Consider the following 22,178-nt stretch of genomic DNA (forward strand, 5'->3'; position numbering starts at 1 on the left):
TTGAAAGAACCTCTTTAAATATTTTGATTCTTGAGAACTTTTTTAAACCAAAGATCGACACTACCTTCCATGGAAAAATATGCAGTTATCCTGGGTAAAAACCCAGAGCTGAGTTTAGTTGAGCTTAAAGCCTTTTCTAGAAGGTTTAGGCTTGGGGTTAGAATTTTAGAGGAGCGAATTTATGGATCGAATAAAAGCTTTGCTATTATACAGGCAAAAGAAGACATTGAAAAATACTTCAGATGGATTGGAGGATCGTTGAAACTTGTAAGACTTATAGGGGAAGGGGTTGATAGTATTCGGGATCTTGAGTACTCGAAACTATTTACGGTTAGCGTATATGGAAGGAGAGTTGATTGGAAGGAATGGAGAAGATTTGGCTCCATGATAAAGGAAGTATTTAAGGAGAAGGACTCTGCAAAATTCTTTAAGCCGGCCAATACGTATGCAATGCCAAGTGAGCTAATTCTAAAGGGGTTCCCAAAAGTTAAGGATGTAGTTCTTCTCTTCGTGGACGATAAAGTCCTAGTTGGTGAGACGGTTAGGGTTACCGATCCGTTTGAGCTTAAAAAGTTGGATGTAGAGAGGCCGGTCGTAAGGCCTACCATTTCAATTCCTCCCAGGCTCGCTAGGGTTATGGTAAACCTCTCCGAGATTAGAAGGGGAAACGTTCTAGATCCTTTTTGCGGGACGGGAACGATAGTTATGGAACTTACGCTTCAAGGATTGAATGCGTATGGAACTGATATAGAAGAGGGTAGGGTGAGGGATGCCAAGAAGAACATAGATTGGTTGAGGAAAGAGTTTAGGATTAGGAAGTATCCAGTACTTAAGGTTTGCGACGTTAGAAGGCTAAGAAAATGTTTTCCTAGGACAAGGTTTGATGCAATAATAACGGAACCTTACATGGGAAAACCTCTCAAGTATAAGCCGAGTAGAGGTGAAGCCATTAAAATTGCTAAGGGGTTAGACAGGTTATATTATCAAGCGTTCGAAAGCTTTGCCGATGTACTTAAGAGGGGTTCAATTATCGTTTTCGTGTTCCCAGCTTTTAGCTTATCCAATGGAGAAGTATATAGAAGGAATAGGCCGTGGCTGGAGGAGCTTGGATTTAAGGTTCTTTACAGGGTGAGCGAGGGAGAAGAGGAGCATAGGATAGTGAGGGATATCCACGTTATTAAGTTCATTCGATAAAGCTAAAAATTCGAGAAGCTCTAGTTATCCTGGGGATCTCTATGCCTGAAGAAGCCTTAATAGTTGTTGATATGCAGAGAGATTTCATGCCTGGAGGAGCTCTTCCGGTTCCTGAGGGAGATAAGATAATTCCAAAGGTTAACGAGTACATAAGGAAGTTTAAGGAAAAGGGAGCTTTAATAGTGGCCACAAGGGATTGGCATCCTGAAAATCACATAAGCTTTAGGGAGAGGGGAGGCCCCTGGCCCAGGCATTGCGTTCAAAACACTCCTGGTGCAGAGTTCGTGGTAGATTTACCGGAAGATGCCGTGATCATTTCGAAAGCTACAGAGCCAGATAAAGAAGCATATTCTGGCTTTGAAGGTACAGATCTTGCGAAAATTCTAAGAGGGAATGGAGTTAAGAGAGTTTATATCTGTGGTGTTGCTACGGAGTACTGCGTCAGGGCAACGGCCTTAGACGCTCTTAAGCATGGGTTTGAAGTCTACCTCTTAAGGGATGCAGTAAAGGGAATCAAACCTGAAGACGAGGAGAGAGCCCTTGAGGAGATGAAATCTAGAGGGATTAAGATCGTTCAGTTTTAGCCTGAACGTTTTTCCATTCCCTTAACATTTCTATTGCCACATTCAGTACTATGGGCCCGATTATCAATCCCTTTAATCCCAATCCCCACGTTCCCCCTATCATTCCAATTAGTACAAGCACATCGTTGAACTCTGCCTCTCTTGCAACTAGCTTTGGTCTTATCGTAAAGTCAGGGAGGGGAGAAACAAGGGTGAATCCATAAACTGCTAGCCCTATTCCCGCTATTATGTGCCCCTGCTTAACTAGATAGAACGCTCCAGCTAGCCATATCATCCAACCCTCGAAGAGTGGAATGAAAGAGAATAAAACTGTTAATAAACCCGCTAAAATTGCTGTGGGTAGGTTAGATACCTTAAAAATTAAGAATCCGAGGGTCATTAAAATACCCTTCACAATGTTTAGGAGCAACCATACCCTTATAAGGGCCTGAAGGGTTAAATTCCCTCTTTCTATTATTCTAATTAACTTCTCATCCTCAAAGGTTATTAATTCTCTAGCTTCCTTTTCCTTGACCAGGAAGAAGTAAACGAAGGTTAGATAGACTATAACCTGAAGTAGATACTTTGGGACTGAAAATGTAAGCGAAACCAAATATCCCTTTCCCCTCTCAATGAACTCATCTATAACCCCCTCAAGGGATGATATCACAGACTTAGGGACTAGGGGAATATTAATCTTAATCTTCTCCAGGTTCGTTAGGTAATCGTAGGCCTGACCAATAACCGGGGTTAAGGTGTACACGAGGATCAGGAGGATCATTAAAGCACCTAGCAATAAGAACAGCGTTAAGAGGATCGCGGAATTTTTAGATCCTATCCTCTCTTTAAGCTTAATATGGAGAGGATAGAGAGCATATGCAGTTATGAATGCAAAGAATAATGGAGAGAAGAAGGGTAATATAGTCTTTATGGCCAGCGCGACTAATGTTATTATAATGATCCATGTGACTACCCTGCTAACCTCCATGAAGGGCCCTCCTAAGTTCCTCCACTTTCTCCCTAGGTAGTCTATTCTTTGTCCATCTTTCCTCATCTTCCAAGTTCTCATCCTTTACATCTAGAACCGCTTTCCTTATACCTCCCTTAGGATATTTACAATCATTATTAAACCTCGGAATGACGTGAATGTGTAAATGCTCCACGGTTTGACCTGCGGCTTTTCCTATATTAATCCCAACGTTGAAACCATCAGGGTTCAACGTTTTCTTTAGTGCCTCAATTGCAATTTCAATTCCCCTTAATAAGCTTGCTTTTTCTCCCTCGGAGAGCTCTTCAAGTTTTGTGACATGCCTTCTTGGGACAATGAGCAGGTGGCCAGGATTGGCCGGATAGTTATCTAGTAGTATCCTTATTGTGTCATCCTCATATAGGATATTCTCCTTAATTGGGTTGCAGAATGGACATTTCATAAAGCAAATTTCGCTATCCTTGTTTAAAACTCCTCGCGAAAACTTTATAAACCCACATTTAGTGAGATGATTTTGGGATTACCTGTAGGGTCCCGCGGTAGCCTAGCCTGGGAGTGGCGGCGGACTGTAGATCCGCAGGTCCCCGGTTCAAATCCGGGCCGCGGGACCACCAGAATTCTCACAACTTTTAAGGCGATTAATATGAAGGTAATTCCATTGGCATCCGAAAGCCTTGGAGTAAGAAGCTTGGCCCTCTTCTTGAAGATTGGAAAAGTTGGAATACTAATAGATCCAGGCGTAGCCTTGGGCCCGAAAAGGTATGCACTCCCCCCAGCACAAGCTGAAATGAAAGCCCTCTCCCTGGCAAGGGAAAAGATTCAGGAATACGCTAAAAAGGCCCAAATAGTTACTATATCCCACTACCACTATGACCATCATACCCCCTTCTTTGAGGGGATATATGAAAGCTCTTCCGTTGAGAAAGCCAGGGAGATATACGCTGGCAAACTCCTACTAATAAAGCATCCTACTGAAAATATAAACAACAGTCAGAAAAAGAGAGCTCACGAGTTTCTTAAGAATGCCAAAGAGATCGCTAAGGATATAAAGTTTGCCGATTCTCAAAGCTTTGACTTTGGAAGCTTTACAATCGAGTTTTCCCCTCCAGTTCCTCATGGAAGGGAAGGATCCAAGCTTGGCTACGTTCTTATGGTTCTCGTTGATGATGGGAAGAAAAGTGTTCTCCATGCCAGTGACACTCAGCTGATAAATGACAAGGCCGTGGAGTGGATAATAGAGAAGAACCCCGATATCTTGATCGCAGGCGGACCTCCTACTTATCTAGCCCATAGGGTTGGAAACGTCAAGGAAATTGGGATGAAGAATATAAATAGGATAATATCCGAGACGAATGCAAAGATAGTTCTAGACCATCACATAATTAGGGACAAGGGATATGAGAGGTTCTTTAGCGAGCTAGATGAGAGGCCTTTAACTTTCGCCGAGTTTCTTGGAAAGGAAAGTGCGCCTTTAGAGGCCTACAGAAGGGAACTTCATAAGCTTGAGAAGGGGGAGGAAGTGGAGGTTCCTGGTGGAATTAAAAAATTCTTAAAGGGCTTGAAATGATAGAGGAACTATTTAAAGGGCTTGAAACCGAAATAGTCAATGCTGATGAAATTCCACCAAGATCTGGGAAGTATGGAGACTTCAAATTTAAGAATCGCGAAGTTAATGAGCTCGTCAAAAGGTTAGGTTTTAGGTTATATTCTCATCAAGTAAAGGCCCTTAACCTTCTGTATTCTGGTAAGAATGTTGTTGTTTCAACTCCAACCGCAAGTGGAAAGAGTGAGATATTTAGGCTCTTCATCTTTGATAGTTTCCTCGAAAATCCTAGCTCTACTTTTCTCTTAGTTTACCCCACCAGGGCTTTAATAAACAATCAAATGGAGAAGTTTGATAATGAAAACAAGGTCTTCGCTGAGATAACTGGGATGAAGGTTAAGGCATCCATATTAACTGGGGATGTGGATTGGAGTGAGAGGAAAAAGATTGTCAGAAATAAGCCGAATGTTATATTTACAACTCCAGATATGCTGCACCATACGATACTTCCCAGGTGGCTCGAGTACAAGTGGTTGCTAAAGAACCTGAAGCTACTAGTTGTAGATGAGCTCCACACCTATAGGGGGGTCTTTGGGAGTAACGTTGCGTATGTTTTTAGGAGGGTCTTCTTTAGACTTAGAAGGCTTAATTCTAGTCCTCTAATTTTAGCCCTCTCAGCTACTTTAAGAAATCCAAAAGAGTTTGCTGAGAGCTTTTTTGGTTTTGAGTTTGAGGAAGTTACCGAAGCTGGAAATCCAAGCCCCAGGAGATATATAATAATGTTCGAGCCAAAGAGGTTTAGCGGGGAGCAACTGATAAAGCAAGTAATCGATAAGTTAATTAGAAACAACGTTAAGACTCTCGTTTTCTTTGACTCTAGAAAGGGAACCGAGAGGATAATGAGGATGTTCCTTTTCTCTGAATTCTTTGATAAAATAACGACTTATAAGGGGACATTAACAAAACTCGAAAGGTGGAAAATAGAGAGAGATTTTAGGGAGGGAAACCTTAAGGTTCTCTTAGCTACCAACGCCCTGGAACTCGGTATAGACGTGGGAGATTTGGATGCAGTAATAAATTATGGAATCCCATCGGATGGCTTATTTTCCCTAATTCAGAGATTTGGGAGAGCTGGAAGGGATCCCAATAGGGTTGCAATAAATGGGATAATACTTCGCAAAAATGGGCTTGACTACTACTATAAGGAGCACTTTGATGAGTTGGTTGAAGGAATAGAGAAGGGTCTCGTCGATAAAATACCCGTAAACTTGGGTAATGAGAAGATAGCAAAGAAGCATCTTCACTACCTTTTGTCTGAATTGGGTGTAGTGGGGAAGGATGAAATACCTGAGTATTGGGTAAAGGTTCTGGAAGATTTAAAGCATGAAGGGATCGTTGACGAATACAAAAACCCAATAACCGGTAAATTTGAGGTTAGGGTTAGAAAACCCGCGGTGTATTCCTCAATAAGAACGGCGAGTGATGAAAGCTTTTTCCTAGTAATCGATGAAGGATGGATAAGGAGAACGCTTAGAAGGAAGAGGGGAATCGAACTTTTAAGGTTTATAAACTACCTCAAAGCGAGAGGGTTGATCATAGAGGAAGTAGATGAGGTTGAGTTTCACAGGAGTCTTCTCCCAGGGATGGTGTACCCCTCCAGGGGAAGGCTTTACATGGCCGTAGATAGGTTAAAGGTTGAAAAGTTTAACTTCGTTTTTGCTAGGGAGATTCCCATGAACGAAGACTTGGAAACAAACGTTAGTAAAGTTGAGAGCGTTGAGATCTTAAACACTTACGAGGGAAAGAATATTGGCCCAGTTAAAGTTTATTTCGGGAGAATAAGGGTTAAACAGGAATACAATGGATACGCCGTGAAAGGTAAAGACGTTGAAAAGCACGTCGATAGGTTGGAGAAACTTAAAGATGAGGGTATCCTTAGGGGTGAGGTTGAGGTTGCAGTAACGATGTTTGAGGACTGGTGGAAGTTTGCGAGGGTGTCTTTTTATGACCCCTACGTTAGGGAGTTTGAAACCGAAGGAATTTGGCTGATATTCCCAAAGGAGATAGAGGATGTTCCAGCTGAAGAGTTTAGGTACTTCTTCTCAATAGCCTCGGATTATAATTATGACTTGGCGATGTTCCTGTTTAATAAGCTAAGCAGGAAGATGCTCTTTCCGAGTCTTCTAGGGGCTACATCTCACTATATAAGGAGGATCATCGAAAAATACGCTAAGGATGAAGGTCTTGGAGAAGATTTCATTTTTGCCGTTAAAAAGATGATAGATAGTAAAGATGGGATAGGTTCAGGCCTTCATGCGATAGAGCACAACCTCATCAAGATAGCCCCTGTCGTAACCTACGTAGACTCAAGGGAACTTGGAGGTTACAGTTACGATAACTTCAATGGATTTCCTGTTATCTTCATATACGATGGAAACGAGGGTGGTTCCGGAATCGTTAAATCGATATATGAGAACATTGAGAAGTTAATGGTAAGGAGTAGGGAGCACATAGCTAAGTGTCCATGTAAGGATGGTTGTCCCGCGTGTATATACTCTCCGAAGTGTGGAACGTTTAATGAGTTTCTTGACAAGTGGATGGCGATAAAGATCTGGGAGAAGGTTCTCGATCATAAAGCTTAAATACTTCAACATTTTTAGTTAATTTTGGTAAGAAAAAGGAGGTGGTGAAGGATGGTGTATGTAGCGGTTCTCGCGAACATAGCTGGAAACTTCCCAGCGCTTACTGCAGCTTTGGAGAAGATAGAGGAGTTAAAAGAGGAAGGTTATGAAATTGAAAAGTACTACATCCTGGGGAACATAGTGGGACTATTCCCTTATCCGAGGGAAGTTATCGAGGCAATAAAGAACTTAGCGAAAACAAGTAATGTCAAGGTAATAAGGGGAAAGTATGACCAGTTAATAGCGATGAGCGATCCCCATGCTGGAGATCCAAAGTACATAGACAAGCTCGAGATCCCGGATCACTTAAAGGCCACGCTAAAGTACACTTGGGAAAAGCTGGGGCACGAAGGGAGGGAGTACCTAAGAGATCTTCCAATATACCTAGTTGATAAAATAGGGAAGAATGAGATATTTGGCGTTTACGGTAGTCCCGTAAACCCATTCGATGGGGAAATTCTTCCAGATCAACCAACTAGCTATTACGAAGCTATAATGAGGCCCGTTAAGGAATATGAAATGCTCCTGGTGGCTAGTCCTAGGTATCCCCTTGACGCAATGACAATGTATGGAAGGGTAGTTTGCCCAGGAAGCATTGGATTTCCCCCAGCTAGAGAGCACAAGGCGACATTCGCATTGGTAGATGCTGAAACTTTGAAGGTAAAGTTCATTGAAGTTGAGTATGACAAGAAGATAATAGAAGACAGGATAAAGCTGGAGAAGCTTCCGGAAGAAGTTATAAAGATCTTATATCATGGAGGAAAAGCCTGATCTTTCTCCATTCTATTATTAGGTACGCTATGACTAAAATAATGGGACTTATAAATTTGCTGAGTAACTGAAGGATGATTGCAAGAAAGAGTGGAACCGTTATTCTAGGTTTCACACCGAATTCTTTTACAGTCTTTGCAAGGGTTAAAGCGAAGATCGTTGAATAACCCATTATTAAACCGATCAATGTGCCGAGAGCTCCGTGCTTTGGAATTAAAAGTAACCAAGATATGAGGGAAACTATAGAGCCTGAAATAGCGTAGATTGACGAGCTCCTTATGAACTTCGTTGCGCTTAGCAGATTTATTAGGGGATTGTATGATACATATATTTCAACACCTATAAGTGCTGGTAGAAGGAGCGTTCCCAATTTTAGCCTGAAGATCCTTTCGATAATTGGCTGGAAAGCTAAAATCGCAAATACGATGATCGCTGTTGCTATGGATAGCATCTCCACGGAGACCTCCGCTAATCTCTTGGAGGTTTCCATGCTCCCCTTTCCATAATCGTAGGCAAAAATCGGGACTATGGCGGATTGCACTACTTGGGGAAGATAAGATAAGAGGAATGCTGTTGAGAGGATTGCAGAAACTATGCCAGCGCTTTCACTTCCGGAAAGAATATCGGTCAAAAAGTAGGGCCCTTGGATTAGGAATATTCCAGAGGCGGATCCAAGGAAAGCCCATACTGAATACTTAGCAAGCAATATGAAGTCATTTATCCTTGGTTTTCCGATTAGCTTTTCCCTGCTTAAATATACTACGCCAAATACCGATATCGTAGCCAGGAACAGATAGTAAGGAAGCAACGGATCACCCAGGAATCCCAGGAGGAAGAGCGTGAAGCCAAGCATTATAGAATACGCATAAACTTCTCCCCTATGGAGACCGTATATAAATGACCTGAAAGTCAACTGAATAGCCCTTAAGATCGATAATAAAGCCAGACTAAAATTTATCGGCATAAGAACTAAGCCAAGCAAAGGAGAAAGGAAGGAAATGCCTGCAATAGATTTTATCCTATTTTTTTCTCCTCTTCCCAGGAACTCGGCCGTGTACTTCCCCACTCCTATAGAAAAGAATGCAAGAAATCCGGCCAAGAAAAAGGCCTGCGATATTAAAGAGTTGATTTCACCGAGAACTTCAACCCCAAACTTCCTACTTATGATAACATTGTAAAGAAATCTGCTACCCCCAAAGAGGGCCAGAGCAATTACACTTGCGATGGAATGCCTAACTATTACCCTTTTTCTATTCATGCTCATATGTTTGAACCTAAGATTAAAACGGTAACGAAAGATTAAAATTAAAAGAATCAGCCTACAATCTAGGTGGTTACATGGTGGAGAGGAAGAGGTGGAGTGAGGAATTTAGTGAGTGGTTCAATGAGGTAATAGAGGAAGCCGGAATTTTAGATAAGAGGTATCCCGTCAAGGGAATGAATGTGTGGCTTCCATATGGGCTTAAAATAATGAGGAATATTGAGAAGTTCATCCACGAGGAGATGGAGAGGACTGGTCACCAGGAAGTTTTATTCCCAGCTCTAATCCCTGAAACCGAGTTTAAGAAAGAGGCCGAGCATATAGCTGGTTTTGAGGGAGAGGTATTTTGGGTTACCCACGCGGGCCATGAACCTTTAGATGTAAGGTTAGTATTAAGGCCGACAAGCGAGACGGCCATGTATTCAATGTTTGCCCTATGGATTAGATCTCACGCTGACTTACCGTTTAAGGTTTATCAGATAGTGAATGTCTATAGATATGAAACAAAGCACACGAGGCCCTTAATAAGGGTTAGGGAGATAAGCAGATTCTTTGAAGCTCACACGGCCCATGCAGATTTTGAAGATGCCGAGAGGCAGATAAAAGAGGATCTCGAGATATTCGATAATTTAATGAGGAAGCTTGCATTGGCTTACATAATTTCCAAGAGGCCGGAGTGGGATAAGTTCCCTGGGGCTTTCTATTCCCTGGGAGCTGAAGTAGTTATGCCCGATGGAAGGACTTTGCAGATAGGGACGATGCACAACTATAAGCAGAACTTCTCTAAGGCTTACAACATATTATACGAAAAGGAAGATGGAACCCATGACTACGTTCACCAAACGACATTTGGGATGAGCGAAAGATTGCTAGCCGCAGTTATAGCAATTCATGGAGACGATAGAGGAATGGTTTTACCCCCAACGATTGCTCCGATTCAGGTAGTGATAGTTCCAATTCCAAAGAAGGGAAGTGAGGAAGAAGTTTACAGTTACGCTAAGGGAATAGAGGAGGAACTTAGGGATGCTGGAATAAGGGTTTACCTTGATCTAAGGGATAAGAGGCCAGGATGGAAATTCTACGATTGGGAACTCAAGGGAGTTCCAGTTAGGGTTGAAGTAGGACCCATAGACGTTCAAAACTCAACGGTAGTTCTAGCTAGGAGGGATAAGCTTGAAAAGATCACGGTTAAGAGGGAAGAGCTCGTGGATAAGGTGAGGGAGCTCTTTGAGGATATAATGGAATTCTTATACGAGAGGGCTAATGAATGGCTTGAATCCCATATAAAGAGGGTTGATACTTTAGAAGAAGCTAAAGCCGTCTTTGAAGACAGGAGGGGCATAGTCGAAATTCCATGGTGTGGAGAGGAGAGCTGTGGCTTGAAGATGGAGGAAGAGCTTGAAGCTAAGATGCTTGGAATCCCCTATCCTGAAGAAAAAGCGAAAGCCCCTGAAGGATCCAAGTGCCCGGTTTGTGGAAGGGAAGCGAAGTTTATAGCTAGATTCGCTAGAACCTATTAGGTGTTTCCTCATGATAATTCTTTTAGTTGGAATGCCAGGCTCTGGAAAAGGAGAAGTAGCAAAAGCATTTAGGAGAAGAGGAATCCCAGTAATTTCTATGGGTGATGCAATTAGGGAAGAAGCAGAAAAAAGGGGAATTCCAAAAACTCCGGAAGGATTAAAATACGTAAGCTTAAAGGTTAGAGAAGAGCTTGGCCCTGGAGCCGTTGCTATATTAACGATTCCAAAGGTTAGAGGGATCATAAAAAGGAAGGGGATAGTGGTCATAGAGGGTGTCAGGAGTCCTGCTGAAGTCCAAGAATTTAGAAGGGAGTTCAAAAATGAGAGGGTAATAATTCTGGCAATTCACTCTCCACCTAAGGTAAGGTTTGAGAGGCTAAGGAGAAGGGGAAGGAGTGACGATCCAAAGACCTGGAATGAGTTTTTAGATAGGGATAAAAAGGAGCTTGGATTTGGGATAGGAGAGGTTATGTCTTTAGCGGATTATGTGATATTGAACAATTGTACATTCAATGAATTCCAAAGGAAGATCGAAAAAGTTGTCTCTAAGATACTGAGCAATTGGCCCTGAATCCCTTTTCTTTTAGCAGGGAGATAAGGTTTAAAAATAGTGGTAGGGGTATTTATAAAGGATTTTTAAGGAGGTGTTAAGATGGTGGATACAAGCAATGTCAAGCTAAGGATCGAGAATATAGTGGCTTCCGTAGATCTTTTTGCTCAGCTCGATCTCGAGAAGGTTCTGGATATATGCCCAAATTCTAAATATAATCCAGAAGAGTTTCCCGGTATCATCTGTCGTTTTGATGATCCGAAAGTTGCTTTGCTGATATTTAGCTCCGGTAAACTCGTCGTTACGGGGGCAAAGAGTATCCAGGACATAGAAAGAGCAGTTGCAAAGCTGATCCAAAAGCTTAAGGGAATTGGAGTAAAGTTCAAGAGGGCTCCCCTAATAGATGTACAAAACATGGTCTTTAGTGGGGATATAGGAAGGGAGTTCAATCTCGATAACGTTGCATTGACCCTTCCCAACTGTGAATATGAACCTGAACAGTTCCCTGGAGTTATATACAGAGTTAAGGAACCAAGGGCTGTAATACTACTGTTCTCTTCTGGTAAGATAGTTTGCTCTGGAGCTAAAAGCGAAGCTGACGCTTGGGAAGCAGTTAGGAAGTTGTTAAGAGAGCTTGAGAAATATGGCCTAATAGAGGAAGAAGAGGAGGAGCTCTAGTTTTTTATTCTATTGGAACCCCATCTTTAGTCCTTGGGGCCAACCATTTCATGAGTTTTTGAGGTTCCTTTGTTCTAATTGTAATCGTTATTGGCCCCAGGGGAGAATCTTCGTTGAAGTTCACCTTCCCAACGTAAGCGACTTGCTTGTGAACTTTTATTATAATTTCTTCCCCAAAGTATCCCTCCTCAAGCATCATTCTTGCAGTGTCGAGAATTTGCTGTCCTCTGAAGAGCTCATACAAACGCTGAAGGGCCCTCTTATCCTTGGTTCTACCTACTAGAATCACGTATTCCCCTTTATCAAACGCTTCAAATTGTAGACCAGGAATTAAATTCAGCATCGCTTTCTTTACCTTTCTGATGTCTTCAGTGGGGTATACGTAGGCCTCAACTTCCACTTCCTCAAACATGGTCATCATAGGGAGAATTGGATATACATTAAAAACGTTTGGTTGTTAAATTTAGATTCATACCATTACCTGGGAACCTGGGAGTAGTTCGAAAATTCCTTAAATATAGCTGATCCGCTATTGGATAGGTGGTGACATGGATATCGAGGAAAGGATAAACCTAGTGTTGAAGAAGCCTACCGAAGAAGTACTGACTGTTGAAAACCTAAGGCACCTATTCGAGATAGGGGCCCCTCTGCAACATTACATAGGCTTTGAGATAAGTGGTTATATACACTTAGGAACTGGGCTAATGGCTGGGGCAAAGATAGCTGATTTTCAAAAGGCCGGAATAAAGACTAGGGTTTTTCTGGCTGATTGGCATAGCTGGATAAACGATAAGCTTGGTGGGGATCTCGAGGTAATCCAGGAGGTTGCGTTGAAGTACTTTAAAGTCGGAATGGAAAAGAGCATCGAGGTAATGGGTGGCGATCCAAAAAAGGTCGAATTTGTTTTGGCTAGTGAAATTCTCGAGAAAGGGGACTACTGGCAGACGGTAATTGACATATCAAAGAACGTCACCTTAAGCAGGGTTATGAGGTCGATAACGATTATGGGTAGGCAAATGGGGGAAGCTATAGACTTTGCCAAACTCATATACCCGATGATGCAAGTTGCGGATATATTCTATCAGGGAGTTACAATAGCTCACGCTGGTATGGATCAGAGGAAAGCCCATGTTATAGCTATAGAGGTTGCACAAAAGTTAAGATATCATCCAATTGTTCATGAGGGTGAAAAGCTTAAGCCCGTAGCAGTTCATCACCATCTCCTCTTAGGACTTCAAGAGCCCCCCAAGTGGCCTATAGAAAGTGAGGAGGAATTTAAGGAAATAAAAGCTCAGATGAAGATGAGCAAGAGCAAACCATATTCAGCGGTGTTTATCCATGATTCCCCAGAGGAAATAAGGCAAAAGCTTAGAAAAGCCTTCTGCCCAGCTAGAGAGGTTCGTTACAATCCGGTTCTTGACTGGGTAGAATACATAATCTTTAGGGAAGAACCTACCGAGTTTACAGTTCACAGGCCCGCAAAGTTTGGAGGAGATGTAACTTATACAACATTCGAAGAGCTGAAGAGGGACTTTGCTGAAGGTAAGCTTCATCCACTTGACTTAAAGAACGCCGTTGCAGAGTACCTGATAAACCTTCTAGAACCTATTAGAAGGTACTTTGAAAAGCATCCGGAACCCCTTGAGCTCATGAGAAGCGTTAAGATTACCCGTTAATGAGCTCAATGTAAAGCTTAGGCTCTACATCTTCCTCTTTTAATCCTAATCTTCTGGCAACATCCCATATTATCTTTTTCCCTTCCTCTGGGTTCGAGGTTATAACTTCAATATCTAGGAAATCCCCAGCTTTTTCAACCCTGTTTAGTTCAAATGTCACGTTATTGAGCTTGTATATCCACCTTCTCTTCTTAACTACTCCTTGAACTTTGAATCCAAGCCTTTTAAATAGCTCTATGGCTCCCTCGGGATCTTGAACCTCAAATTCCAATTCATAGAATTCCTCATTCCTTTTGTCTAGAATTTCCTTGTACGTTATGTAAGATTTTCCGGTGTTATTGATCTTTCTGACCCTCAATAGTTTTGGGGAAGGAAGTTCAAAGTAGACATCTTCTTGCTCTTCGATTCCAAAAAACTTTGCACCTAATCCCTCTATTTTCCTTTTTATATCCTCAAAGTTTACCCTGAACTTAACCTCAATCTCCATTACCTTATACCTCCGCTAAGAAACCTGAGATTTCATCACCTTTCTTGATCTCAGAAATTGGAAGCACTTGGACACTCCTTAGTGTCGGTATTGACTCTATGTTCTCTTCTATAAACTTTAATAACTTATCCCTATCTTCACCGCCCACGAGGGCTACTATCTTTTCTTTCCCACTCTTCGCCACAAAGAGCACTTCCGGGAATCCTGAAAGTGTCTTTGTCACGTATTCCATGTACCTGTCAAGAAAATCTTCAATTATTGGCTTATCCACTTCAAGAACTACAAGGGCCAATTCCCTTGGCCTTATAGGCTCCCCAAGAATTATCGTGTATTTTTCAATAACACCCCTCTCTTGAAGTTTCTTTATTCTGAAGTGAACGGTTGATTCAGGTTTTTTCAATTGATTACTAATTTCAGCTATAGTTAGTCTCGCATCTTTTTTAAGTAGTTTCAATATAGCCCTGTCGAGGTCATCAAGAGGAGTGCTAATCATCTTCTCTCATCCCCCACCTTCTATATAGATTATGGGTAATTCCCAATAGGTCAAGGATTTTCCCAATTATAAAGTTTACCATGTCGTCTATTGTCTTAGGTTTTGTATAGAATGCTGGAGATGCTGGCATGATTATCCCACCAGCTTGGATAATTTTCAACATGTTTTGGACATGCACCAAATTAAGTGGAGTCTCCCTTATAAGTAGTATCAATTTTCTCCTCTCTTTTAGAGTTACATCCGCGGCCCTCGTGATTAAATTATAAGAAAATCCATTCGCTATTGCACCAAGTGTCTTCATTGAGCACGGGGCTATAACCATCGCATCAAAAGGGTATGATCCAGATGCTATTGGGGCAAATAGATCATCTTCATCAAAATCGGGAGTTATTTCCATCCCAGTTTCATACTTAGCCACCTTTATTCCGGTTTTAGATGCCAGAAGTATAACATCATGTCCCAATTTCTTTAAGATTTCATACAGTTTTATCCCATATATACTCCCACTAGCTCCCGTTATGGCAACGATTATCTTCATTCTCCCACCAATTTCAGTAAACCTTCTCAATGTTTATAAAGTTGCAATTTAAGTAGTCATGTGGTGTTAAAGTTGGAGATATTTGAGATCCTACTCATAAAAGCTAAAGAAATAGCTGAGGAGATAAATGCCAGGGTTATAGTTTTGGTGTATCCTTCGAGGGAGGATGTTAACCTAGAATTTAGTGGAGAAATCGTTATCGTTGGAAGGGAGTTTGATGTTTCAAGGGAGAACATTAAGAAGCTTCCATTCCCAGTTTCAATAGGCTTACCAAATCTACTTAGTCTAGTTTCTGCATTCTTAAAAAGTAGGGGAATTATTAAGGAAGGAGAGTTCTTTGTTTATGTGACTAAGGATAGTATTGGAATACGGAAGGTTGAAGAGAAAACCATGATAGCCAACGAGTTCTTTGAGAGGTATGAGGGGATAATAAATAGGGTGCTAGAGATAGCGATAGAGCTTAGCATTGAAGGGAGGGAAGGGGTTCCAGTAGGGACGATATTCGTTATAGGGGATACGAAGGAAGTCATGAAGCACTCCCATCAGCTGATTCCCAATCCATTCAAGGGTCATCATCTCAATATTCTCGATCCAAAGGTGAAGAACATAATAAAGGAGTTCTCTTTTCTTGATGGGGCTTTCATAATATCCTCTAAGGGTAGGATCATCGCAGCTGGAAGGTACTTAGATGTTGATCCCAAAAGTTTGGATGTTACACTACCCCAGGGACTTGGGAGTAGGCACCTGGCCTCTGCAGCTATAACTAAAATAACAAAAGCAATAGCCGTGACGCTCTCTGAAAGTGGGACTGTGAGAATATTTAAAGATGGTCAGATAGTCTTTGAGCACAACCCAAGGTTATCGTTTAGATCCCTTTAGCATTTTCTTAAGTTCTTCATTCTCCCTCTTCAGTCTTTCCCTCTCGGTTTTAAGGATCTCATTATCCTTGAGGGCCTTCTCATAGTACTTCCTTAATTCCGCAATTTTACTCTCCATTTCATTCAACTTCTCTATAAGCTTCTCTCTTTTCTCGAGTAGGTATTCCTCGTACTCAGCTATCAAAGTCTCCCTAACGTTATCTAGGTTATCAGTGATAAGCTTTTTAATATCGCTCCTTTTTAGCTCTTTAAATTTATCCCTGGGAACTATTATAGTTATCTCTTCCTTCATAGGAACTTGCCCATATACTCGAAGGGTATTGGGCATAAAACTATTCCCCTGCTCCAGAGGCAATCCCCACAACTTGGCGAGGTTCCCCAACAGTCTTGAGTGGTATCAAGCGCAAATGAGCATGAGGTGTTTAAAGGACAATCTATGCACGATGGATACGCTGAAGCTTTAACCAGGAACCTAAACCTTACATACTCCTCGCTCATCCATATATCCTTTAGGCTCTTCTCCTTAACATTTCCGAAAGAGTGAGCTATAACCTTTTTCTCTCTACCAAATATAACCTCCGGATAGGTGTGCAGGAATCTATAGCATGGAAAAACTTCTCCGTCCCATCTAACAACGGTAACGTTATTTTCGATGAAGTCACAGTACCTGTTAGTTCTAAGCTTAAACTCTGCTATTCTCATGAAAGGACCTCCTTCCGCTATCTGATGCAACTCGTTAACTATTGGAGTCATATCCACGCTCCCATCGTATACTATAGCCTTAGAATGTTCCTTTGTCATTGGAATTAAATTCGAGATTAGCATGGAATCCACTCCAAGGTTCCTAAGGTATATGGCCATTTCAGGTAATTGCTTGTAATTCTCCTTTGTGGCAACAACCTCAACACCAATAGTGGGTTTTTCAGTCTTATACCGCTTTTTGAGCTCAACGAGCTTCTTTATCCTGCTCTCAACGACCTTAGAAGTTATATGGCCTAGCGTTACAATGTTGGAGGGCGTGGGAATTGCATCCATGGAAAAATACACTACGTCAACTCCGAGTTTGACAAATTCTTCTAAAATCTTATCCTCTAATAAAACGCCATTGGTGCTCATTCCCAGTCTAAAGCCTCTCCTCTTTACTTCCCTAACCATGTCCATAAACCTTGGATGAACTGAGGGTTCCCCTATGCCTCCAAAGTATATCATCTTTAATTCCGGAAACTCTTTGGCATCATCAAGGATCTTTAAGAAGAGATCCCAATCCATGTCTCCCTCTTTATCCTCCCAGTACTGTTTAAAGCACATTTCACATTTCAAATTGCATCTATTCGTTATTTCCAGATATAGATACCTTAAATCCGGCTTTGGCTCGATTACTATCTTTGCCCCCCACAATTGGAACTCCATTCAACCCCCTCCAGCCGGCGGAAAGATGCTTACTACATCCCCATCCTTTAGCTTTGTTTTAACTCCTTCAAGGTGTTCTATGTTATGACCATTCACAAGGATTATATACCCTTTTTCGAGCTCTTCTTTAACCTTCGGATACTTGGAATATATCTTCTGAAGTAAATCTTCAACATCTTCGGCCTCCTCGTCAAAAATTCTTCTTCCAATGATCTCTATTAAAGTTGCGAAAACCTTCACTTTAACCTTAGCCATTAGGATCCCTCAAAATAAAAAAGATGAAAAGGTTACATAAACTCTTCGAGTCCAAGCTCCTTAAGCTTCTCCTCTGGGATCCTTCCGTCTTCTGTCCATCCTCTTAGCTTGTAATATCTTGGAAGCATCTCCTTAAGCCTAACCACGTGACCCTTATTTGGACCTTCGGGCATTGGCTCCTCCAGGAATCTCTTGGGTAGTGTATCCTCCTTAAGTGGATCTAGACCAGCTTTAAGGTTGAACAGCCTCTCAGCGTTCCATATCCTTTCTCCTATCTTGAGATAGTCATCCGTCGAGAAGTCCCAGCCCAATGCTGCGTTAAGCATGTCAGTGTAGTCATCCGCACCAAGGCCGAACGTCGTGAAGATACAGAGACCAGCGGCGTCTATCACGGCCGTAAGATCCTGGAAGAGGATTACCATCTTAACTTTCTCATCGCTTATGTCGTGTGGATCCATCTTATATGGATACCCCAGGATCTCTGGACTAATCATATATTGCTTTATGTGACATCCTCCTCTATTGTTAGTTGCGTACCCAAGTCCATGACCTTCAGCTCCCCTCGGGTCGTAAGCTGGTAACTCCTGCTTCTTAACGCCCATAAAGTACTCCAATCCGTTGAACTTCTCGGCGAGTCTATAACCTCCCTCGGCTAGTATATCTCCAAATCCCTCTCTCTTGGCTATCTTGTGTATCCAATAGTGGAGAACCTCGGTATTTCCGAACCTGAACGGTGGCTCATTCTCCCCTCCTATATCCTCCTGCTTTATCAATCCCCTCTCGTAAAGCTCCATCGCTGTGGCTAAAGTTCCGCCAAGGCTTATCGTATCCATACCGTATTCATCTGCAAAGTGGTTTGCTTCAATTATAGAAGCTAGGTCATTGATTCCGAGGTTAGCACCTAGGGCCCAGGTGCTCTCATATTCAGGACCTTCGGTCTCTCCTATTGAAGGTAGATAGTTAACCCTACCACATCCAATTGGGCAGGCAAAGCACGGTTTATTCCTTACGAGGTACTTAGCGGCCATTGCCTCTCCGCTCTGTTCGTATGCATACTTAAAGACTCCTGTCTGGAAGTTCCTTGTTGGGTAAAGACCATGCTCATTTATTATGTTTACTAAAACGGCAGTTCCATACTTAGGAAGCCCTCCTCCGGCCACTGGATCCTTCCTGAGCTTCTCTATCTTCTCTCTGATGACTTCCATGAACTTGCCTTTATCGGCAACTTCAACCCTCTTATGCCCTCTTACAACTATGGCCTTTAGGTTCTTACTTCCCATCACCGCTCCAACTCCACCTCTTCCGGCCGCCCTATGACCATTGTTCATTACTGCGGCAAATCTAACTTTGTTTTCTCCTGCAGGTCCTATGGAGGCTATCTGTACATGTTTGTCTCCAACTTCCTCCTTAAGCATCCTCTCAGTCTCGCTAACGAGCTTACCCCAAACCTTACTTGCATCTCTTATCTCAACATTCTCATCGTTTATGTAGATGTAAACTGGGTGGTCTGCTTTTCCTTCAACTATTATCGCATCCCAACCGGCAAATTTAAGTTCAGCTCCAAAGTAGCCTCCTGAATTAGCCATAGCGATGTAACCTGTTAGGGGGCTCTTCGTTATGACCATGTACCTTCCACCCGTGGGAGCGGAGGTTCCAGTTAAGGGTCCCGTAGCGAAGATAAGTTTGTTCTCTGGAGAGAAGGGGTCAATCTTGGGATCCATCTCCTTAAGTAGGAAGTATATTCCAAATCCTCTAGTTCCGAGCCACTTCTTGGCGAACTCCTCGTTGAAGGTTTCTTCCTTAATGGTGCCATCACTCAGGTTTACCCTCAGTATCTTCCCCCAGTAGCCAAACATAAAATAACACCAAAATTTTGTCTTTACATTTGTCCATATAAAATTTTTCGAAAATAAAATCGTTCTCGGTAAATAGGAAGGTTAAACGAATCTGTTAATTTGACATTTATCTGAAATTATTTAAGAGAAGAGGGGATCATGGAACGAGCCTTCTTCTATCCCTTGGGAATAGAATTACCTCCCTTATGTTTCCTATGTCTAGCATTCTCATTATAAGCCTTTCAGCTCCCAAACCAAAGCCTCCATGAGGAGGCATTCCATATTCAAAAGCCTTTAGATAAAATTCAAAGCTTTTAGGATTTAACCCTTTCTCTTTTATTTGCTCCAACAGGACATCGTGTCTATGTTCCCTCTGCCCTCCAGAACTTATCTCTACTCCTCTGTATTCAAGGTCAAAGGCCCTGCAGACTTCGGGCTTTTCATCGTACTTCATAATGTAGAACGGCTTCGCCTCACTTGGGTACCTGTAGATAAAGTAAAGATCTGCCCCTTCATTCTCCGCCATGTATTTACCAAGCAATTTCTCTCCCTCTGTATCTATATCCTCTCCCCAGGGAATTTCTTTTCCTAAATCGCTGAGGATCTCCAGGGCTTTGTCATAAGTTATCCTGGGGAAGGGTCTTTTAGGCTCGTTAAGCTCAAATTCCAGCGTTTTCAGTTCCTTCTCATTGTGCTCCCTGACGTAATTAATGACGTATGAGATCAACCTCTCAAGGAGATCCATAACCTCCCCTTCATTCTCTATAAATGCCATCTCGGCATCTATGCTCCACGCTTCGTTAAGGTGTCTAGTCGTGTTGTGCTCTTCGGCCCTAAATATTGGAGCTATCTCAAAGACCTTATCCAGTCCAGTGGCCATCATCATCTGCTTGTAAAGCTGGGGAGATTGGGCAAGGAAGGCATCCCTCTCAAAGTACTTCAGGGGGAATAGTTCAGTTCCTCCTTCCGTTGCAGTGGCTATGATCTTTGGTGTGTGTATCTCTATAAATCCCTCGCTATAAAAGAATTCCCTAACGGCCCTGAAAACTGAGGAACGTATCTTGAATATTGCCATCACCTTAGGGTTCCTCAAGTCCATGAACCTATTATCGAGCCTGGTGTCAAGCTCGGCCTTTACCTTCCCGGTAGGATCTAGGGGTAATGGGGTTTTAGCTCTGCTTATAACTTCAAGCTTTTCGGGAATTACCTCAAATCCAAGCTTTGCTTTGGGAGTGAAGTTTACAATACCCTCAACGACTATGACATCTTCGCTGTTCAGCTTGGGAATTAGCTTGAATATCTCCTGGGAAACCTTCTTTTTTGGAGCGGTTACCTGGACTATTCCCTCCCTATCCCTAATCCAGATGAACTTTATACCTCCTAAATCCTTAACCTCCTGCACCCATCCTGCAACCTTGACCCTCTTTCCGTTGAGTTCCTCCGTAATTTCGTTAGAATAATGAGTCCTCAGCATCCTAAATCCCCACTTGAAAAATTAGAAAGGTATTATTAAGTTTACCGGACAAAATTGTTAAGGAATCAGAAGAGCCACTGGTTCTCTATACACTCATCGCAAGGTGGCTTCTCTCCTGCAATGGCCTTAAACTTTTTGTATATACACTCTGGAAGGCCGAGAGGACAGTGATCGGGATATTGTCCTGGTCTAACTTTCGTTGGATCGAGCTTTATCTTTATGTATGCCTCGTACTCCTCAACTTTCTTCCATGGAAGAACCTTGGCCCCATAGATAACCAGATTGTCATATATCTTAGCGTAATCCCCTATTACGGCGTTCTCCTTTATTATGACATCCTTTCCTACGACGACTCCTTCGCCTAATATCGCATCCTTTAGCTCGGCCCTCTCCTTTATTATGTCGTTCCCCAGGAGTATTGAGCGCTTAAAGTAGGCTTTATCCTCAATTATTGTATTAGGCCCTATGTAAGTGTAGGCCTTTATCTTAACCCCATGCCCTATCTTTGCGTTGTCATCTATGTACACGGGTCCTTGAACCTCGACATCATCTGGAATTTCAACGTTTTCCCCTAGGATCATGTATCCATTTTCCTTGGATAGCTCATCAAGTGCTATTTGATGGGCATAGAAGAAGTCCTCTGGGGTTCCCAAGTCAACCCAGTAATACTGCTTTGGCATCTTGTACCCATAAACCAATCCTTGATTTACGAACTTTGGAAGAATTTCCCTCTCAAAGTAGATCTCTTTGTTCTTTGGTATCTCTTTTAGGACATCCTTGTTAACCATGTAAATTCCAGCATCTACCAAATTTGTCTTTGGTTTCCTGGGTTTCTCTTCGAACTCCACGATCTTTCCTTCCTCATCGGTAATTACGACTCCGAACCTCTCAGGATCATAAACCTTCGTGAGGGCTACAGTTATCAAACCATCGTTCTTCTTGTGGGCCTCTATTAGTTCAGAATAATCAAAGTTCGTGAAGACGTCTCCATAGATCACCAGGAAATCATCTGAAACGTATTCCTCGACGTTTTTCAGTGCCCCACCAGTTTCGAGCGGCATTGGATCATTTACGAACCTTATATCCTTAGGATAGTCTCTCATTTTTTCCTGAATAAATTCCCTAATCTCGCCCCTCATGTAGTGAACTGAAAGTATTATTTCATCAATTTCCTTAACCTTTTCCAGGGCCTCTAAAATATACTGTAGGTTCGGCTTTCCTAACACGGGAACCATTGGCTTTGGCCTCGTTGAAGAAATTGGCCTTAATCTAGTCCCAAATCCCCCAGCAAGAATTACAGCCTTCATCTTATTCACCTGATGTTATCCTTAAACCGTTCCCCTTTATAAGGTTTTCAATCCGTTAGAGAAGAAGTTAAATAAG

Annotated in this window: 23 protein-coding genes and 1 tRNA gene; 11 read left to right on the forward strand and 13 right to left on the reverse strand. The window is 42.2% G+C overall.

The window, feature by feature from the left end:
• Positions 1-69: 69 nt before the first annotated feature.
• Together PH_RS04700 and PH_RS04705 are read left to right on the forward strand one after the other, a co-directional pair.
• The gene (locus PH_RS04700; RefSeq protein ID WP_010885085.1) at positions 70-1,194 is read left to right on the forward strand and encodes a TRM11 family SAM-dependent methyltransferase; all 1,125 of its coding nucleotides are present in this window, start codon (positions 70-72) and stop codon (positions 1,192-1,194) included.
• A gap of 41 nt (positions 1,195-1,235) precedes the next feature.
• A complete protein-coding gene (locus PH_RS04705) occupies positions 1,236-1,778 on the forward strand; it encodes a nicotinamidase (RefSeq protein ID WP_010885086.1) in 543 nt (180 codons plus the stop codon).
• Here PH_RS04705 and PH_RS04710 read toward each other — a convergent pair.
• Positions 1,759-2,826, reverse strand: coding sequence for an AI-2E family transporter (locus PH_RS04710; protein ID WP_010885087.1), 1,068 nt, complete (start codon positions 2,824-2,826; stop codon positions 1,759-1,761). The two genes, PH_RS04705 and PH_RS04710, sit on opposite strands and share 20 nt — an antisense overlap.
• Entirely contained in the window at positions 2,735-3,187 is a 453-nt protein-coding gene (locus PH_RS04715; protein WP_010885088.1) for an HIT family protein, read from the reverse strand. Before PH_RS04715 ends, PH_RS04710 begins: the two co-directional genes overlap by 92 nt.
• Positions 3,188-3,278: 91 nt before the next feature.
• Here PH_RS04715 and PH_RS04720 point away from each other — a divergent pair.
• The 4 genes from PH_RS04720 to PH_RS04735 all read left to right on the forward strand — a co-directional run bounded on the left by PH_RS04720 (position 3,279) and on the right by PH_RS04735 (position 7,740).
• Positions 3,279-3,356, forward strand: a tRNA-Tyr gene (locus tag PH_RS04720).
• Between the two features lie 32 nt (positions 3,357-3,388).
• Positions 3,389-4,312: an MBL fold metallo-hydrolase gene (locus tag PH_RS04725; RefSeq protein WP_048053275.1), complete on the forward strand. Its 924-nt coding sequence runs from the start codon at positions 3,389-3,391 to the stop codon at positions 4,310-4,312.
• Positions 4,309-6,930, forward strand: coding sequence for a DEAD/DEAH box helicase (locus tag PH_RS04730; RefSeq protein WP_010885090.1), 2,622 nt, complete (start codon positions 4,309-4,311; stop codon positions 6,928-6,930). Before PH_RS04725 ends, PH_RS04730 begins: the two co-directional genes overlap by 4 nt.
• 51 nt (positions 6,931-6,981) lie before the next feature.
• On the forward strand, positions 6,982-7,740 hold the full coding sequence (locus PH_RS04735; RefSeq protein ID WP_010885091.1) for a hypothetical protein: 759 nt from the start codon (positions 6,982-6,984) through the stop codon (positions 7,738-7,740).
• Here PH_RS04735 and PH_RS04740 read toward each other — a convergent pair.
• On the reverse strand, positions 7,706-8,998 hold the full coding sequence (locus PH_RS04740) for a lipopolysaccharide biosynthesis protein (RefSeq protein ID WP_048053575.1): 1,293 nt from the start codon (positions 8,996-8,998) through the stop codon (positions 7,706-7,708). The two genes, PH_RS04735 and PH_RS04740, sit on opposite strands and share 35 nt — an antisense overlap.
• A gap of 80 nt (positions 8,999-9,078) precedes the next feature.
• Here PH_RS04740 and proS point away from each other — a divergent pair, with 80 nt between their 5' ends.
• From proS to PH_RS04755, 3 genes are all read left to right on the forward strand, one after another.
• Entirely contained in the window at positions 9,079-10,521 is a 1,443-nt protein-coding gene (gene proS / locus PH_RS04745; RefSeq protein WP_010885093.1) for a proline--tRNA ligase, read from the forward strand.
• A gap of 10 nt (positions 10,522-10,531) precedes the next feature.
• Positions 10,532-11,092, forward strand: coding sequence for a dephospho-CoA kinase (locus PH_RS04750; RefSeq protein ID WP_010885094.1), 561 nt, complete (start codon positions 10,532-10,534; stop codon positions 11,090-11,092).
• A gap of 81 nt (positions 11,093-11,173) precedes the next feature.
• Positions 11,174-11,749: a TATA-box-binding protein gene (locus tag PH_RS04755; protein ID WP_010885095.1), complete on the forward strand. Its 576-nt coding sequence runs from the start codon at positions 11,174-11,176 to the stop codon at positions 11,747-11,749.
• A 4-nt stretch (positions 11,750-11,753) separates the two neighbouring features.
• Here PH_RS04755 and PH_RS04760 read toward each other — a convergent pair whose 3' ends face one another.
• The gene (locus PH_RS04760) at positions 11,754-12,170 is read right to left on the reverse strand and encodes an RNA-binding domain-containing protein (protein WP_010885096.1); all 417 of its coding nucleotides are present in this window, start codon (positions 12,168-12,170) and stop codon (positions 11,754-11,756) included.
• Between the two features lie 127 nt (positions 12,171-12,297).
• Here PH_RS04760 and PH_RS04765 point away from each other — a divergent pair, with 127 nt between their 5' ends.
• Complete coding sequence (locus PH_RS04765; RefSeq protein ID WP_010885097.1) at positions 12,298-13,425, forward strand: tyrosine--tRNA ligase; 1,128 nt, start codon at positions 12,298-12,300, stop codon at positions 13,423-13,425.
• Here the strand turns inward: PH_RS04765 and cyaB are convergent.
• The 3 genes from cyaB to PH_RS04780 are packed head-to-tail and all read right to left on the reverse strand — an operon-like array spanning position 13,415 to position 14,943.
• On the reverse strand, positions 13,415-13,912 hold the full coding sequence (gene cyaB / locus PH_RS04770; protein WP_010885098.1) for a class IV adenylate cyclase: 498 nt from the start codon (positions 13,910-13,912) through the stop codon (positions 13,415-13,417). The genes PH_RS04765 and cyaB overlap by 11 nt on opposite strands.
• A gap of 4 nt (positions 13,913-13,916) precedes the next feature.
• On the reverse strand, positions 13,917-14,405 hold the full coding sequence (locus PH_RS04775; RefSeq protein ID WP_010885099.1) for an Lrp/AsnC family transcriptional regulator: 489 nt from the start codon (positions 14,403-14,405) through the stop codon (positions 13,917-13,919).
• On the reverse strand, positions 14,398-14,943 hold the full coding sequence (locus PH_RS04780; RefSeq protein ID WP_010885100.1) for a UbiX family flavin prenyltransferase: 546 nt from the start codon (positions 14,941-14,943) through the stop codon (positions 14,398-14,400). Before PH_RS04780 ends, PH_RS04775 begins: the two co-directional genes overlap by 8 nt.
• Positions 14,944-15,003: 60 nt before the next feature.
• Between PH_RS04780 and PH_RS04785 the strand changes: the two genes are divergently transcribed.
• On the forward strand, positions 15,004-15,822 hold the full coding sequence (locus tag PH_RS04785) for a DNA integrity scanning protein DisA nucleotide-binding domain protein (protein WP_010885101.1): 819 nt from the start codon (positions 15,004-15,006) through the stop codon (positions 15,820-15,822).
• On the opposite strand, the gene PH_RS04790 is transcribed toward PH_RS04785, so the two are convergent.
• The 6 genes from PH_RS04790 to PH_RS04815 all read right to left on the reverse strand — a co-directional run bounded on the left by PH_RS04790 (position 15,802) and on the right by PH_RS04815 (position 22,102).
• The gene (locus PH_RS04790; RefSeq protein ID WP_143522654.1) at positions 15,802-16,113 is read right to left on the reverse strand and encodes a hypothetical protein; all 312 of its coding nucleotides are present in this window, start codon (positions 16,111-16,113) and stop codon (positions 15,802-15,804) included. The genes PH_RS04785 and PH_RS04790 overlap by 21 nt on opposite strands.
• On the reverse strand, positions 16,110-17,231 hold the full coding sequence (locus tag PH_RS04795) for a tungsten cofactor oxidoreductase radical SAM maturase (RefSeq protein ID WP_010885103.1): 1,122 nt from the start codon (positions 17,229-17,231) through the stop codon (positions 16,110-16,112). Before PH_RS04795 ends, PH_RS04790 begins: the two co-directional genes overlap by 4 nt.
• Positions 17,232-17,486 (reverse strand): MoaD family protein, encoded by a 255-nt coding sequence (locus tag PH_RS04800; RefSeq protein ID WP_010885105.1) that lies wholly within the window; start codon positions 17,484-17,486, stop codon positions 17,232-17,234.
• 32 nt (positions 17,487-17,518) lie between these two features.
• On the reverse strand, positions 17,519-19,342 hold the full coding sequence (gene aor / locus PH_RS04805) for an aldehyde ferredoxin oxidoreductase (RefSeq protein ID WP_010885106.1): 1,824 nt from the start codon (positions 19,340-19,342) through the stop codon (positions 17,519-17,521).
• A gap of 136 nt (positions 19,343-19,478) precedes the next feature.
• Positions 19,479-20,795: an aspartate--tRNA(Asn) ligase gene (gene aspS, locus PH_RS04810; protein WP_010885107.1), complete on the reverse strand. Its 1,317-nt coding sequence runs from the start codon at positions 20,793-20,795 to the stop codon at positions 19,479-19,481.
• A 65-nt stretch (positions 20,796-20,860) separates the two neighbouring features.
• A complete protein-coding gene (locus PH_RS04815; RefSeq protein WP_048053278.1) occupies positions 20,861-22,102 on the reverse strand; it encodes a sugar phosphate nucleotidyltransferase in 1,242 nt (413 codons plus the stop codon).
• Between the last annotated feature and the right edge of the window lie 76 nt (positions 22,103-22,178).

This window comes from Pyrococcus horikoshii OT3 (assembly GCF_000011105.1).
Lineage (GTDB): Archaea > Methanobacteriota_B > Thermococci > Thermococcales > Thermococcaceae > Pyrococcus > Pyrococcus horikoshii.

Coding starts and splice junctions, on each gene's coding strand:
- PH_RS04700 (WP_010885085.1), top strand. CDS start 70: ATGGAAAAATATGCAGTTATCCTGGGTAAAAACCCAGAGCTGAGTTTA.
- PH_RS04705 (WP_010885086.1), top strand. CDS start 1,236: ATGCCTGAAGAAGCCTTAATAGTTGTTGATATGCAGAGAGATTTCATG.
- PH_RS04710 (WP_010885087.1), bottom strand. CDS start 2,826: ATGAGAACTTGGAAGATGAGGAAAGATGGACAAAGAATAGACTACCTA.
- PH_RS04715 (WP_010885088.1), bottom strand. CDS start 3,187: ATGAAATGTCCATTCTGCAACCCAATTAAGGAGAATATCCTATATGAG.
- PH_RS04725 (WP_048053275.1), top strand. CDS start 3,389: ATGAAGGTAATTCCATTGGCATCCGAAAGCCTTGGAGTAAGAAGCTTG.
- PH_RS04730 (WP_010885090.1), top strand. CDS start 4,309: ATGATAGAGGAACTATTTAAAGGGCTTGAAACCGAAATAGTCAATGCT.
- PH_RS04735 (WP_010885091.1), top strand. CDS start 6,982: ATGGTGTATGTAGCGGTTCTCGCGAACATAGCTGGAAACTTCCCAGCG.
- PH_RS04740 (WP_048053575.1), bottom strand. CDS start 8,998: ATGAATAGAAAAAGGGTAATAGTTAGGCATTCCATCGCAAGTGTAATT.
- proS (WP_010885093.1), top strand. CDS start 9,079: ATGGTGGAGAGGAAGAGGTGGAGTGAGGAATTTAGTGAGTGGTTCAAT.
- PH_RS04750 (WP_010885094.1), top strand. CDS start 10,532: ATGATAATTCTTTTAGTTGGAATGCCAGGCTCTGGAAAAGGAGAAGTA.
- PH_RS04755 (WP_010885095.1), top strand. CDS start 11,174: ATGGTGGATACAAGCAATGTCAAGCTAAGGATCGAGAATATAGTGGCT.
- PH_RS04760 (WP_010885096.1), bottom strand. CDS start 12,170: ATGATGACCATGTTTGAGGAAGTGGAAGTTGAGGCCTACGTATACCCC.
- PH_RS04765 (WP_010885097.1), top strand. CDS start 12,298: ATGGATATCGAGGAAAGGATAAACCTAGTGTTGAAGAAGCCTACCGAA.
- cyaB (WP_010885098.1), bottom strand. CDS start 13,912: ATGGAGATTGAGGTTAAGTTCAGGGTAAACTTTGAGGATATAAAAAGG.
- PH_RS04775 (WP_010885099.1), bottom strand. CDS start 14,405: ATGATTAGCACTCCTCTTGATGACCTCGACAGGGCTATATTGAAACTA.
- PH_RS04780 (WP_010885100.1), bottom strand. CDS start 14,943: ATGAAGATAATCGTTGCCATAACGGGAGCTAGTGGGAGTATATATGGG.
- PH_RS04790 (WP_143522654.1), bottom strand. CDS start 16,113: ATGAAGGAAGAGATAACTATAATAGTTCCCAGGGATAAATTTAAAGAG.
- PH_RS04795 (WP_010885103.1), bottom strand. CDS start 17,231: ATGGAGTTCCAATTGTGGGGGGCAAAGATAGTAATCGAGCCAAAGCCG.
- PH_RS04800 (WP_010885105.1), bottom strand. CDS start 17,486: ATGGCTAAGGTTAAAGTGAAGGTTTTCGCAACTTTAATAGAGATCATT.
- aor (WP_010885106.1), bottom strand. CDS start 19,342: ATGTTTGGCTACTGGGGGAAGATACTGAGGGTAAACCTGAGTGATGGC.
- aspS (WP_010885107.1), bottom strand. CDS start 20,795: ATGCTGAGGACTCATTATTCTAACGAAATTACGGAGGAACTCAACGGA.
- PH_RS04815 (WP_048053278.1), bottom strand. CDS start 22,102: ATGAAGGCTGTAATTCTTGCTGGGGGATTTGGGACTAGATTAAGGCCA.